Genomic DNA, 12549 nt, shown 5'->3' with positions numbered 1-12549 from the left:
GTTTCCTCAAGGCTTGTCGGGTTGGGGAATGGCGGCCTGCAGTTCGTCGAGCAGGGTCTCAAGGCGCTGGAAATTGGTTTCCCAGAGGCGGCGGTAGTCCTCCAGCCAGCCGTTGGCTTCCGCGAGCGGAGCGGCTTCGATGCGGACCGGGCGGCGCTGGGCGTCGCGGCCGCGGGTGACCAGGCCGGCCCGCTCCAGCACCTTGATGTGCTTGGAGATAGCCGGCTGGGACATGGCGAAGGGCTGGGCCAGGTCGTTGACACTCGCTTCGCCGCCGGCCAGCCGGGCCAGGATGGCGCGGCGGGTCGGATCGGCGAGGGCCTGGAAGGTGGCGTCGAGGCGGGCGGCGGGGGTCATTTTTATAACCGAATAGTTTTAGAACTATGTGGTTATATTCAGGACGGCGGGCGGGAGTCAAGCGGCCAGGCGGCGGGAGCGGTCTAGGCCGACAGCACCCGGCGGTAGAGGGTGGCGCGGTGGACGCCCAGTTTGCGGGCGGCGCGGCTGACGTTGCCGCCGCAGGCGTCGAGGGCGGCGCGCATGGCGGCCAGTTCGGTGTCGCGCAGGGTGGCGTCGGCCAGCATCACGGCCGGCGGCCGGTCAGCGCTCAGGCCCGAGCGGTCGAGGGTTCCGAAGAAGGTCTCGCCGGTCGGGGCGATCAGCTGCACGGACTCCTCCAGCCGGTCGAGGTCGGCGTCGAACAGGTCCCCGAAGCGGGCCCGGTCGAGGTCGTCCCAGCCGCGGCCGGTCAGGGCCAGGCCCCGGCGGTTGGCGGCCACCAGCCGGCCGTCGGCGAACACCAGCACCCCCTGGCGGCTGGTCCCGACCAGGGCCGGGTCGCTGTGGAAGCGCAGCACGGCGCAGCCGCCGAACGGCCGCTGGAACAGCCGGTGCTCGATCTGTTCGACGGCCATCTTGACCAGGCCCAGGGCGTGCAGGTGCTGCACGGCGGCGTGGCCGGACATGTCCAGCACCCCCATCACCGCGCCGCGGCCATCGATGATCGGGGCGGCGGCGCAGGTCAGGTCGCGGTGGGCGGCGAAGAAGTGTTCGGCCCCGTGCACGGCGACGGGGCGGCGCTCGGCCAGGGCGGCGCCGATGGCGTTGGTGCCGGCGGCGCTCTCCTGCCAGGCGGCGCCGGGGCGCAGGGCCAGCTGGGCGGCGGCGCCGGCGAAGGCCGGGTCGCCGACGGCGTCGAGCACCACCCCGTCGGGATTGGTCAGGATGACGATGCCGCCGGTCTCGCGCGCCTCGCCGTGCAGGGCGTCGAGCTCGGGACGGCAGAGGCGGCGCAGGGCGTCGTGGCGCTCCTGCAGGCTACGCATCTCGGCGGCGCTGGCCGGCTCGATGCGCACCGGGGCGGCCTCGTCGAGGCCCATGTCGGAGCAGCGCATCCAGGACCGCAGGATGGAATGGGCCAGCTGGTCGGCGGGGAGCTGGCCCTGGCCGAAATAGCTGCGGCGGGCGTCGTGGACGGACGTCATCAAGGTCACTCCAAGTTTCTTCCCGAACTGTCGCAGGTTGCGACACTGGCGCTCTTACTGTCGCCCGCAGCGTCAAAGTTCCCGGCGGGCCGGAAACAAGTCCACTGAATTGTTCGCAGAATAACCCAATGCGCGGTTACGCCAATTGACGCATCTCAATGACTGCCGCCGACTGGGAGCAACAATTTTCAACAAATTGGAGGACTTCCCAGTGACCAAGCACCAGCCCATCCAAGCCCAGGCCGCGCCGTTCGCCGCCCGCTATGACAACTTCATCGGCGGCCAGTGGGTCGCGCCGGCCGACGGCCGCTACTTCGACAACATCTCCCCGGTCAACGGCCGCAAGCTGTGCGAGATCGCCCGCTCCGGGGCCGCCGACATCGAGCGGGCGCTGGACGCCGCCCACGCCGCCAAGGACGGCTGGGGCCGCACCAGCCCGGCCGAGCGGGCCCTGCTCTTGAGCCGCATCGCCGACCGCATGGAAGCCAACCTGGACCTGCTGGCCCGGGCCGAGAGCTGGGACAACGGCAAGCCGATCCGCGAGACCACCGCCGCCGACCTGCCGCTGGCCATCGACCACTTCCGCTATTTCGCCGGTTGTATCCGCGCCCAGGAAGGCAGCCTGAGCCAGATCGACGACGACACCGTCGCCTATCATTTCCATGAGCCGCTGGGCGTCGTGGGCCAGATCATCCCCTGGAACTTCCCGCTGCTGATGGCCTGCTGGAAGCTGGCCCCGGCCATCGCGGCAGGCAACTGCGTGGTGCTGAAGCCCGCCGAGCAGACGCCGGCCAGCATCTGCCTGTGGGCCGAGCTGATCGCCGACATCCTGCCGCCCGGGGTGCTGAACATCGTCAACGGCTTTGGCCTCGAGGCCGGCAAGCCGCTGGCCAGCAGCCCGCGCATCGCCAAGATCGCCTTCACCGGCGAGACCAGCACCGGCCGGCTGATCATGCAGTACGCCAGCGAGAACCTGATCCCGGTGACCCTGGAGCTGGGCGGCAAGTCGCCGAACATCTTCTTCGAGGACGTCACCCGGGCGGACGACGACTATTTCGACAAGGCCATCGAGGGCTTCGTGATGTTCGCCCTGAACCAGGGCGAGGTCTGCACCTGTCCCAGCCGGGCGCTGATCCACGAGCGCATCTACGACGAGTTCATGGAGCGGGCGCTGAAGCGGGTGGCGGCCATCGTGCAGGGCGATCCCCTGGACCCGGCGACGATGATCGGGGCCCAGGCCTCGGCCGAGCAGCTGGAGAAGATCGTCGGCTATTTCGATATCGGCCGCGAGGAAGGGGCGCGGGTGCTGATCGGCGGCGAGCGGGCCAACCTGGGCGGCGAGCTGGCGGGCGGCTTCTACGTCCAGCCGACCGTGCTCAAGGGCCACAACGGCATGCGGGTGTTCCAGGAGGAGATCTTCGGCCCGGTGGTCTCGGTGACCACCTTCAAGGACGAGGACGAGGCGCTGCACATCGCCAACGACACCCTCTATGGCCTGGGGGCCGGGGTGTGGAGCCGCGACGCCAACACCTGCTACCGCTTCGGCCGGGCAATCCAGGCGGGGCGGGTGTGGACCAACTGCTACCACGCCTATCCGGCCCATGCGGCGTTCGGCGGCTACAAGTCGTCGGGCATCGGGCGGGAGACCCACCGGATGATGCTGGACCACTATCAGCAGACCAAGAACATGCTGGTCAGCTATTCGGCCAAGAAGCTGGGGTTCTTCTGAGGAAGCAGTTGCTCCCCCTTCGGGGGAGCTGGCAGCCGCGCAGCGGCTGACTGAGGGGGTCCGCTCCCCAAGCCGGCGGCGGCGGACAGAGGATCAGCCGCCGCTGTCGGTGGGGACCCCCTCCACCATCGCTGCGCGATGGTCCCCCTCCCCCGATGGGGGAGGAATTGGCTCTAAGCCGCCCGGGCCGCCTTCTTCACCTTGGTGATGGCGCGGTCGCGCTTGAGGCGGCTGAGGTGGTCGATGAAGAGGACGCCTTCGAGGTGGTCCATCTCGTGCTGGATGCAGACGGCGTAGAGGCCGTCGGCGGCTTCCTCGACCAGCTTGCCGTCGTAGTCGAGGTAGCGGATGTGGACCTGGTCGGGGCGCTCGACGGTCTCGTAGATGTCGGGCACCGACAGGCAGCCTTCCTCGTAGGGGGCGAACTGCTCGTTCTTCTCGAGGATTTCGGGATTGATGAAGTAGCGCGGGGCCGGCGGCTCGCCCTCGCGGGCCAGGTCCATGACGATGATCCGCTCGGGAATGCCGACCTGCACGGCGGCCAGGCCGATGCCGGGGGCGGCATACATGGTCTCCAGCATGTCGTCCATCAGGGCGCGGGTCTCGTCGGTGACGGTCTCCACGGGAACCGACTTCTTCTTCAGCACCGCCAGGTCGGCGGCGTTGTCGACGGTGAGGATGCGACGGACGGCCATGGGGCGCAGGTAAGGTCTCGATACCGGGGCGTCAAGCTGGGCCTGACGTCGCAGGGTGGCGGCGCGGGCTCAGACGGCGCCGAAACGGGTCGCCAGCACCCAGATGTTGAACGCCAGGAAGAGAAGGCCCCCGGCCAGCATCAGGGTCGGCCAGACCAGCCGCTTGCGCCGGTAGGCGACGAGGCGGTCGAAGCGCTCGGGGTCGTCCTCGCGGCGGATGATGGGGGCGCCGTAGGACTTGCTGCGGATGGTCCCCGTCCGGCCCGAGGCCAGGATGCCCGGCAGGTCGCGGACGAACCAGGTGACGCCAGCGAGGATGGCCGCGATGGAGATGCCGAGTTCGATCATGCGACGTCGCTAGCGGTTTCAGTGCTTGTCGGAAAGGGCGGGCGCGTCTGACGCGAGTTTGGCCAGGGGCCGGATGCCGCCCTCGATGGGGGCCAGTTCCGGGATCTCCTTGCCCTCGTGGTCGACCTTCAGGTCCTCGAAGCGGCGGGCCTGGGTGAGGACCTGGGTCTCCAGGCTGGCGACGAACTGGTTGTAGCGGCCGGTGGCGGTCTCCAGGGCCTTGCCCATGGCGGCGACGTGGCCGCCCATCACCGACAGGCGGGCGTAGAGGTCGCGGCCGAGCTTGGCGATCAGGTCGGCGTTGGCCGCCTGCTCCTCGACCCGCCAGCCGTAGGCGACGGCCTTGCAGAGGGCGAACAGGGTGGTCGGGGTGACGATCAGGACGCGCTTGTCCATGGCCTCGGTCATCAGGTCGGGCAGGCGGTCGAGGGCGGCCGCGAGAAAACCGTCGCCGGGGATGAACATGGCCACGAAGTCGGGCGAGCGCTCGCCGGCGAACTGGTCCCAGTAGCTCTTGGCGGACAGGCCCTGCATGTGGGCCCGGACGCTCTGGGCGTGGCGGACCAGGGCGGCCTCGCGGACCGCGTCGTCGGTGGCCTCCTGGGCGTCGACGAAGGCGCCGAAGGAGCATTTGGCGTCGATGGCGAAGACGGCCCCGGCCGGCATGCGGACCTTGACGTCGGGCCGGCGGCGGCCCTCCTCGGTGTCGAGGCTGAACTGTTCGACGAAGTCGTACTGGTGGGCCAGGCCGGCGGCCTCCAGCACGTTGCGCAGGGTCTGTTCGCCCCAGCGGCCCTGGACCCCGGCCCCGCGGCGCAGGGCGGCCGACAGCTTGCGGGCCTCGGCCTGGGTGGCGACCGAGGCGTCCATCAGGGCGGCGATCTGGGCCTTGAGGCCGCCCTGCTCTTCGGAGCGGGCCTTTTCGACGGCGGTGACCTGGGCCTCGAACTTGGCCAGGGTGTCGGCGACGGGCTTCAGCTGGGCGGCGATGCGCTCCTGGGCGATCAGTTCGCGGTTGCGGAAGCTCTCGTCGGTGCGCTTGAGGAGTTCCTCGGCGACGGCCCCGGCCTGTTGCGCGGCCTGGGCCTTGAGGAGTTCGGCGGTGGCCCCGGACTGGTCCTCCAGCATGCGGGCGCGGGCGTCGGCGGTGGTGAACTGCTCCTGCAGCGACCAGGCCTTGGCTTCGGCGGCGGTGGCCCGGCGGCGCTCCATCAGGGCCCAGGCGAGAGCGACGACGGCCAGCAGGGCGAAGGCGGCGGCGACGATCAGGGCCAGGGCGGGAGCGTTCATGGTTGGTTCTTAGCGTGGTTCGGGGCGTCGTCACAGGGGTTCCTTCTCCCGCTTGTCGGGAGAAGGTGGCGGCGAAGCCGACGGATGAGGGCAGAGCGGAAGATGAAAGGTTGGCGGCTGCGCTGAACGCGCCAGAACGCGGGCCATCGGCCGGAGCCGGCGCTGCCCTCATCCGACCCGCTTCGCGGGCCACCTTCTCCCGACAAGCGGGAGAAGGGCGCTGCGCTTTACGCCGGCCGACGCGCCCGCATCGCCTGCGCAATCGTGCCGTCGTCGAGCCAGTCGAGGTCGCCGCCGACCGGGACGCCGCGGGCCAGCATGGTCACGGCCACGTCGAGGTTGGAGAGGCGTTCGGCGATGTAGTGGGCGGTGGTCTGGCCGTCGACGGTGGCGGGCAGGGCCAGGATCACCTCGCGGATGTCGCCGTCGGTGACCCGCTGGGTCAGCTCGTTGATGCGCAGGTTGTCGGGGCCGACGCCGTCCAGCGCCGACAGCAGGCCGCCGAGCACATGGTAGCGGCCGCGGAAGGCCCCTGCCCGCTCCATGGCCCAGACGCTGCCCACCTCCTCGACGACGCAGATCAGGGTGCGGTCGCGAAGGCCGTCGGCGCAGAGGCTGCAGGGGTCGCAGGTGTCGAGGCTGCCGCAGACGCTGCAGGTCTTGACGTTGGCCTGGGCGTCGGCGAGGGCGGAGGCGAGCGGCCCGAGCAGCTGGTCGCGGCGCTTGAGCAGGGTCAGCGCCGCGCGGCGGGCCGAGCGGGGGCCAAGCCCCGGCAGCTTGGCCAGCAGGCTGATGAGGCGTTCGATCTCGGGTCCGGCGACGGAGGCCATGGTCTACTTGGGTTCCGGGACTCGTGTCACCTGACCGTAGACCACCACCCAGCGGCCGTCGCGCCTTTCCCAGACGTCGGCGAAGCGCATGACCTGGCGGATCGGCTTGCCGTCGTAGGTTCCGGTGAACTCGACCAGGCCGCCGATGACGGCGGCGTCCTTCCAGACCTTCTCGACCGGCTCGCGGACGGTGACCGGATTGGCCTTGAGCTTGGGGTCGGTGAATTCGGCGATCAGCTGGGCCTTGGTCGAGCGGGTCCCATCGCCGCCGACCAGGACGTAGTCGTCGGCCATCAGGGCGCTCATGGCCGCGCCGTCGCCGTCGATCTGGGCCGCCTCATAGGCGTGGGCGGCCTTGGCCAGGTCGGGCGGCAGCTGGGCCAGCGCCGGGGTGGCCAGGAGGGCCACCGCCAGTGTGAGAGCTGTGAGCGCCTTCACTAGAACGGCATCCCCGGGATCTTCATCCCGGCCAGCGGACCCGCCGCCGCCTGCATCAGCTCGGCGGTCTGGGCTTCCAGCTTGCGGCGGGCGTCGGCGTGGGCGGCGATCAGGAGGTCGGCGATGACCTCGCCCTCGCCGGGGACCAGCAGGCTTTCGTCGAGGATGACGGCGGAAAGTTCGCCGGCCCCCTTCAGCGTCACCTTGACCATGCCGCCACCGGACGTGCCTTCGACGACGATGGCGGCGGCTTTCTCCTGGGCCTCGGCCAGCTTGGCCTGCATGGCCTGGGCCTGTTTCATCAGGCCTTGGATGTCTTTCATGTCTTCTCGCTTCCCTCGCTGAAGAGGCCCCCCATGCTCAGCATCTGGTCGCGGATGGCTTCCGGATTCGATGTCTGCATGGCGTCGTAGGCCTCCAGTTCGGAGGGCACATACCAGTGGATCTTGTCCGAATGGTAGGCGCCCCAGACCGCTTTCGCCACCTCCATCGGCGGGGTCAGTCGCCACATGCCTTCCGTCGGGGCGTTGGCTTTCGCCTCGTCGGGCAGGATGGGAGTGTCGATCATGCCGGGCAGGGTGTCGGCGGCGCGCACCCCATGGGCGCGCAGTTCCACCGACAGGGCTTCGGTCAGGCCCTTCACCGCGTGCTTGGTGGCCGAATAGACGGCGATGTTGGGGATGCCGAAGATGGCCGAGGACGAGGAGGTGGTGAAGCAGAGGCTGTTCGGCGTGGCTTTCAGCAGCGGGGCGGCCAGGTGGATGCCCGAGAGGACGGCGACGAAGTTGATGTTGACCAGCGCCATGACGTCTTCCCACGGCTGGTCGATGAACGGCCCGCCGCGGCCGATGCCGGCGTTGTTGAAGAGGAGGTCCAGCTGGCCGCCGGTGGCCTTGGCGAAGGTATCGAGCGCGGCGGCGTAGGCGGCGCGGTCGGTGACGTCGAGCACCTGGGTGAGGACGGCGTCGCCCAATTCCACTTTCAGAGCGTCCAGGCCGGCGGCGTTGACGTCACAGGCGCCGACGAACCAGCCCTCGGAGGCGAACAGCCGGGCGGTCTCCAGGCCCATGCCCGAGGCGCCGCCGGTGATGAAGATGGATTTGCGGCCGTTGGCTGCGGTCATGGTCTCTTCCCCTTGTCCTGATCTTCCGCGATGGCGGGGGTCATGTCTTCGGCCCGCCTGCTTTTCATAGGGCTATCCGCTTCACGCCGGGGAAGGGCAAGGGGGCTTTCCGACGGACCTATGCCGCCGGGCGGGCGGCCTCTAGTCTCATGGGCCCGGAGCCTCACGTGACCCCCTCAGCAGATGACCGAATGACCCCGCACTTCAACATCAGCATGGACGATGAGACGACCTTCGGGCTCTGCCGCCTGACTGTCGGGGACGCCGTCTTTGAGGTCGAATTCAGCGACACCACGGACGCGGTCGGGGACCTGCTGCACGCCGTGACCGCGATTGTCATCGGCGGCATGCGGGCGACCTGCCGGTTTGATCAGGAACCCGGGGCCTGGATCTGGCGCTTTTCAGTTCGCGGGTCCGGCTCGCTGGAGATTGCCGTCCGTGACGAGAAGAGCGACCGGCTGCTGTTCCAGGCGAGCGCCGACGTGGATGCGACCGGGCGGGCTTTGCTCACCGAAATCGACCGGTTGAAGCTGGTGCTTGGGCTGGACGGCTATGATGAAACCTTCGACCAGCCCTTTCCCGCACGGGCGGCCGAAGCCTTGCGGGCCGCCCTGGCTGTCGCGCCGCCAGCGCGCCGTCAGGTCCCGCCGGATTCGTCGGAGTTCTATCAAACGAGGTGGGAGTCGAAGACCTAGACCCTGTCCTGGCGGCTGAACCGCGGAAACCTGACAGACCCTAGTCCTCATCCTCCGGTTCGACCGGCGGCTCGCTGGCGGCCTCGGATTGCGGAATGGCAAGCTGCTTCACGCCGAGAATCTCGGCGCCGGGGAAGGCTTCCATCACCGAGCGGACCCAGGGGTCGGCTTCGATCTCGGCGCGGGCCTCCTTCTGCTCGCGCTTCTGCTTTTCCCAGGCGGTCTCGGCCCCGCCGCCGCCCTCGGCCGCGACCAGCCAGGGCTGGCCGGTCCATTCCTTCAGGCGGGAGACCAGGCGGCCGGCGAAATTGGCCGGGGTGTTGGGGGCCGGTTCGTAGACGATGGCGCCGGGGCGGTAGCTGACCAGCCGCAGATAGCGGTCGACGTCGAGCTTCATGCCGATGTCGCGCTTGGCCTCGATCAGCTTGAGGACGTCGTCGAAGGTGGCCAGGGCGACGGTTTCGGTCTGGGGCGCGGCCTGCACGGCCGGCTGGGCGAAGCGGGCCTGGGCGACCGATCCGCCGCCGGAGGACTGGCCGCCACCGCCGCCACCGCCGGACGGGCCGCCGCCGACGGGTTCGCCGTCGCGCAGGGCTTTCAGGGCTTCTTCCGGGCCGGGCAGGTCGGCGGCGTAGGTCAGCCGGATGAGGGCCATCTCGACGGCGGCCGAGGGATCGGGGGCGCGGCGGACCTCGTCATGGGCCTTCAGCAGCATCTGCCACAGGCGCGACAGGCTGCCGGCGCTGGCCAGGGCGCCGACGGCGGCGAGGCGCTGGGCCTGTTCCTTGGGCAGGGTGAGGGCGTCGGGGCCCAGCGCCTTGGAGACGGCGGCCTGGTGGCTGTGTTCGAGGAGGTCGAGGACCACCTGCACCGGGTCGGCGCCGAAGCCCCAGAGGGTGCGGAACGTGCCGATCGCCGCCCCGGTCTCGCCGCGCATGACCTGTTCGAAGAGCTCGATGGTCTGGGACCGGTCGGCCAGGCCCAGCATGTCCTGCACGACCTTGGCGGGGACCACCTGGCCGGGATCGGTCTGGACGATGGCCTGGTCGAGCAGGGAGAGGCCGTCTCGGACGGAGCCCTCGGCGGCGCGGGAGATCAGGGCGATGCCCTCGGCCTCAACCTTGGCGCCTTCCTTTTCGCAGATGCGCTCCAGGTGGGCGGCCAGCACCGGCGGCTCGACGCGGCGCAGGTCGAAACGCTGGCAGCGCGACAGGATGGTCACCGGCACCTTGCGGATCTCGGTGGTGGCGAAGATGAACTTGGCGTGCGGCGGCGGCTCTTCCAGCGTCTTCAGCAGGGCGTTGAACGCCGCCGTCGACAGCATGTGCACTTCGTCGATGACGTAGACCTTGTAGCGGGCCTCGACCGGCGAATAGCGCACGCCGTCGAGCAGCTCGCGCATCTCATCGACCTTGGTGCGGCTGGCGGCGTCGAGTTCCAGCACGTCCATGTGGCGGCCCTCGACGATGGCGGCGCAGTGCCGGCCCTCGACGGAGAGGTCCATGGAGGGCTGGTGGACGGTCTCGCTTTCGTAGTTGAGGGCGCGGGCCAGCAGGCGGGCGGTTGTAGTCTTGCCGACCCCGCGGACGCCGGTGAGCATGAAGGCGTGGGCGATGCGGCCGGTGGAGAAGGCGTTGGTCAGGGTGCGAACCATCGCCTCCTGGCCGATCAGGTCGTCGAAGGTGCGCGGCCGGTACTTGCGGGCCAGCACGGTGTAGGCCGGGCCGTCGGCGGTCGGCGGGGCGGGCATGGGCTGGAGGGCCTGGGGCGGCGGCATCGGGGCCTGGGGCTCCGGGTCGGGCTCGCCGAAGATGTCGACGGTCAGGGTGTCGCGTTCCTCGACCTCGGCGGCCGGCTCGTCTTCATCCCAGGGCGGTGCGGTGTCGGACATCGAGGCCTTCGGCGGCCCGGCGGGCGGCCGGGGAATCTTCTTGAAGCGCCACTCTACGTCATCGCGGGCGCGCGCCGAAAGGGCGGGCGATATCTAAGCGATCACGATGAGGGGTGAGGTGGAGACCGGACAACGACCCGGAGCAAATCTCGTTGTGGCTGCTGCCTTCCGGCCCTGACCAGGTTGGCGAGGACTCCGCCCATCGCCGATCTCCGAGGCCTATATCGCGATGTCGGAGCCCGAACGCAAGTGCGACATCCCTCCCCTTCATGGGGAGGGACCGGCGGCGAAGCCGCCAGGGTGGGGAAGTCGGCCAAGTTCACCGGCGTCTGTGGGCGGCATCCGACTTCCCCACCCGGCGCTGCGCGCCTGCCCTCCCCATGAAGGGGAGGGAGGGTTGGGGGCTTGCCTCGGCGCGCAGTTGATGGAACGAACTTGGGCATGCCTCTCTCCGCTATCGCCAACGTCTTCACCGGCAACCCCTTGGACCGCGCCAGCGAGCGACGGTCGGACACTGCCTGGATGGCCGAGAAGCTGGCCGATGCCGGCTCTCTGGCCGTGGCGCTGTGGAACGGCCAGCCGCTGGTCGAGCAGCAGGACGGCAGGACCCAGCTTTCCTACATCCCGGCCGCCATGGCCCAGGAGCTGTCGAACGGCTGGGAGCGGCTGCTGTTCATGGGGCTGTGGAAGGACACCGCCGTGTTCGCCCTGGATCTGGAGGGCGGGGCGGATCCGGCCGAGGGGCCCATGCAGGGGCTGGGGCGTTTCCAGGAGCTGCGCGGGCTGGCGATGATCCTGCCGGGGACCGAGGCGGCCATCGCCGCGACGGCCAAGGGCATGTTCGAATGGCGGCGCAAGCATCGCCACTGCGCCAACTGCGGCGAGCCAAGCGCGCCGGCCGAGGGCGGCTGGAAGCGGGTCTGTCCGGCCTGCAAGGCCGAGCACTTCCCGCGCACGGACCCGGTGTCGATCATGCTGGCGACGCATGAGGGGCGCTGTTTGATGGGTCGCCAGGCGATCTGGCCCAAGGGGATGTTCTCGGCCCTGGCCGGGTTCCTGGAGCCCGGCGAGAGCATTGAGGAGTGCTGTGCGCGGGAGCTGAAGGAGGAGGCGGGGCTGAACGCTGTGTCGGTGCGGTATCACTCGACGCAGCCCTGGCCCTATCCGTCGTCCCTGATGATCGGGCTGATCGCCGAGGTCGATTCGGACGAGGCGACGCCGGACCAGACGGAGCTGGAGGCGGTGCGCTGGTTCACCAAGGCCGAGGCGCGGGCGCTGCTGGCGGGGGAACTGGAGGGGCTGTTCTGCCCGCCGCCGCTGGCGATCGCCCATCAGCTGTTGAAGAGCTGGGCGAACGAGGATTGACCCCCCAATTTCCGATCACCCCGACGAAAGTCGGGGCCCAGCTGGCAAACCAAAAGATAGGCCTGCGCTGATCAGAACCGGTCCGGCGCCGCCGGTGGACACTGGGTCCCGACTTTCGTCGGGATGATCGGTATTGGGGGTTGAGCCTTAAGCGAACGCGTCCAGCGCCACGCAGCCGGCCCAGACCATCAGGGTGACGGTCGACAGGCTGAAGACCAGGAAGCGCAGGGCGACCCGGTTGATCGTGTTCTGGATCAGGCTGTGGAGGATGCGTAAGGCCACGTAACCCCAGGCCAGGGCGGCCGTGAACGGCGACTGCAGACCGGCCAGGTAGGTGACGAAGGCCAGCGCATAGAAGATCGTCGGCTGCTCCATCAGGTGGTTGTAGTTGTCGGCCACCTGGCGCGCGCCACCGGGCAACACGTCGAGGCTGCCCGGGAAACGGGCGTCATCGGGCTTGAGGCCGGCCTTGCCGATGGCCGGCAGGCGGGTGGCGTACATCCACACCCAGATGAACAGCGACCAGATCACCAGCACCAGCGCGGGCGCCAAAACCGACTCGAACACGGACTGTCCTTGGAACGTCATCTCGCCCTCCCCGGCGATTCTTGTGGAGACGGACGGTAGACGAAACACCGGTCTTTGAAAGTCTGACGTAGGG

The 12549-nt window shown here is 69.4% G+C and carries 14 protein-coding genes and 1 other RNA gene; 3 read left to right on the top strand and 12 right to left on the bottom strand.

Annotation, left to right across the window (positions count from 1 at the left end):
* Nucleotides 1-6: 6 nt before the first annotated feature.
* Nucleotides 7-357, bottom strand: a complete 351-nt coding sequence (locus AC1RSK_RS09155; protein ID WP_492907192.1) for an ArsR/SmtB family transcription factor — start codon at nt 355-357, stop codon at nt 7-9.
* A gap of 83 nt (nt 358-440) precedes the next feature.
* Nucleotides 441-1484, bottom strand: a complete 1044-nt coding sequence (locus tag AC1RSK_RS09150; RefSeq protein WP_492907191.1) for a sigma-54-dependent Fis family transcriptional regulator — start codon at nt 1482-1484, stop codon at nt 441-443.
* A 211-nt stretch (nt 1485-1695) separates the two neighbouring features.
* Between AC1RSK_RS09150 and adh the strand changes: the two genes are divergently transcribed.
* Nucleotides 1696-3213, top strand: a complete 1518-nt coding sequence (adh, locus tag AC1RSK_RS09145) for an aldehyde dehydrogenase (RefSeq protein WP_492907190.1) — start codon at nt 1696-1698, stop codon at nt 3211-3213.
* Nucleotides 3214-3386: 173 nt separating this feature from the next.
* On the opposite strand, the gene def is transcribed toward adh, so the two are convergent.
* From def to AC1RSK_RS09110, 7 genes are all read right to left on the bottom strand, one after another.
* A complete protein-coding gene (gene def, locus AC1RSK_RS09140) occupies nt 3387-3908 on the bottom strand; it encodes a peptide deformylase (RefSeq protein WP_492907189.1) in 522 nt (173 codons plus the stop codon).
* A gap of 69 nt (nt 3909-3977) precedes the next feature.
* Complete coding sequence (locus tag AC1RSK_RS09135) at nt 3978-4256, bottom strand: hypothetical protein (RefSeq protein WP_492907188.1); 279 nt, start codon at nt 4254-4256, stop codon at nt 3978-3980.
* 18 nt (nt 4257-4274) lie between these two features.
* On the bottom strand, nt 4275-5546 hold the full coding sequence (locus AC1RSK_RS09130) for a DNA recombination protein RmuC (RefSeq protein ID WP_492907187.1): 1272 nt from the start codon (nt 5544-5546) through the stop codon (nt 4275-4277).
* A gap of 227 nt (nt 5547-5773) precedes the next feature.
* Nucleotides 5774-6376 carry a recombination mediator RecR gene (recR, locus tag AC1RSK_RS09125; protein ID WP_492907186.1) on the bottom strand — a complete coding sequence of 201 codons (603 nt, stop codon included), beginning with the start codon at nt 6374-6376 and terminating at the stop codon, nt 5774-5776.
* A 3-nt stretch (nt 6377-6379) separates the two neighbouring features.
* Nucleotides 6380-6814: a nuclear transport factor 2 family protein gene (locus AC1RSK_RS09120; RefSeq protein ID WP_492907185.1), complete on the bottom strand. Its 435-nt coding sequence runs from the start codon at nt 6812-6814 to the stop codon at nt 6380-6382.
* Nucleotides 6814-7137, bottom strand: coding sequence for a YbaB/EbfC family nucleoid-associated protein (locus tag AC1RSK_RS09115; RefSeq protein ID WP_492907184.1), 324 nt, complete (start codon nt 7135-7137; stop codon nt 6814-6816). Before AC1RSK_RS09115 ends, AC1RSK_RS09120 begins: the two co-directional genes overlap by 1 nt.
* Nucleotides 7134-7937 (bottom strand): SDR family oxidoreductase, encoded by an 804-nt coding sequence (locus AC1RSK_RS09110; RefSeq protein WP_492907183.1) that lies wholly within the window; start codon nt 7935-7937, stop codon nt 7134-7136. The genes AC1RSK_RS09115 and AC1RSK_RS09110 overlap by 4 nt, the downstream gene beginning before the upstream one ends.
* 191 nt (nt 7938-8128) lie before the next feature.
* On the opposite strand from AC1RSK_RS09110, the gene AC1RSK_RS09105 reads away from it, so the two are divergent.
* Nucleotides 8129-8632: a hypothetical protein gene (locus tag AC1RSK_RS09105; protein WP_492907182.1), complete on the top strand. Its 504-nt coding sequence runs from the start codon at nt 8129-8131 to the stop codon at nt 8630-8632.
* Nucleotides 8633-8672: 40 nt separating this feature from the next.
* On the opposite strand, the gene AC1RSK_RS09100 is transcribed toward AC1RSK_RS09105, so the two are convergent.
* A complete protein-coding gene (locus AC1RSK_RS09100) occupies nt 8673-10523 on the bottom strand; it encodes a DNA polymerase III subunit gamma/tau (protein WP_492907181.1) in 1851 nt (616 codons plus the stop codon).
* A 116-nt stretch (nt 10524-10639) separates the two neighbouring features.
* Nucleotides 10640-10738: signal recognition particle sRNA small type (gene ffs / locus AC1RSK_RS09095), an RNA gene on the bottom strand.
* Nucleotides 10739-10964: 226 nt separating this feature from the next.
* Here ffs and nudC point away from each other — a divergent pair.
* Nucleotides 10965-11888, top strand: a complete 924-nt coding sequence (gene nudC / locus AC1RSK_RS09090; RefSeq protein WP_492907180.1) for an NAD(+) diphosphatase — start codon at nt 10965-10967, stop codon at nt 11886-11888.
* Between the two features lie 147 nt (nt 11889-12035).
* Here nudC and AC1RSK_RS09085 read toward each other — a convergent pair whose 3' ends face one another.
* On the bottom strand, nt 12036-12476 hold the full coding sequence (locus tag AC1RSK_RS09085) for an MAPEG family protein (RefSeq protein WP_492907179.1): 441 nt from the start codon (nt 12474-12476) through the stop codon (nt 12036-12038).
* Nucleotides 12477-12549 lie beyond the last annotated feature (73 nt).

This window comes from Caulobacter sp. GW821-FHT11A05 (assembly GCF_058809015.1).
The sequence above is the reverse complement of the archived record's forward strand: the minus strand, read 5'-3'. Positions and strand labels throughout refer to the sequence as shown.